The sequence below is a fragment of the Halomonas sp. MCCC 1A11062 genome, assembly GCF_021404355.1.
Taxonomy (GTDB): Bacteria; Pseudomonadota; Gammaproteobacteria; order Pseudomonadales; family Halomonadaceae; genus Halomonas; species Halomonas aerodenitrificans.
Genome location: NZ_JABFTW010000075.1, coordinates 1 through 344, shown reverse-complemented (window position 1 = coordinate 344; position 344 = coordinate 1). Strand labels below are relative to the sequence as shown.

The 344-nt window shown below is 62.2% G+C and carries 1 protein-coding gene; it reads right to left on the bottom strand.

The genetic code is table 11. The annotated features are described in order from the left end of the window. Positions 1-178: AAA family ATPase (locus HOP58_RS22865; protein WP_234261928.1), on the bottom strand; the 178-nt coding region annotated here is incomplete at its 3' end. Between the last annotated feature and the right edge of the window lie 166 nt (positions 179-344).

Sequence of the window (344 nt, the reverse complement as noted above, 5' to 3'; positions counted from 1 at the left end):
GGGTATCCAGCAGCAGGCTCTTGCCGAAACGCCGCGGCCGCGAGAGGAAGTAGTACTTGCCCGCCTCCACCAAGCGGTGGATCGCCGGGGTCTTGTCGACGTAGTAGTATCCGCCTTCACGAATATCGGCAAAGGTCTGGATCCCGATGGGCAGTTTCTTGCGGGGCGCGGAGGACACGACACTCTCCTGGGAAGTGCTGATTCATGCCAGCATAACATGGCAACCTCGCGCAAGCCTCGAACCAGCAGCCTCTCAAGGGTGGGTGCTTCGCCTCCGCTACGCCGTGGCTTCCTCGATCTTGAAACGCTGCACCAGCCTGGCCAGTTCGCGGGCCTGGTCGCTC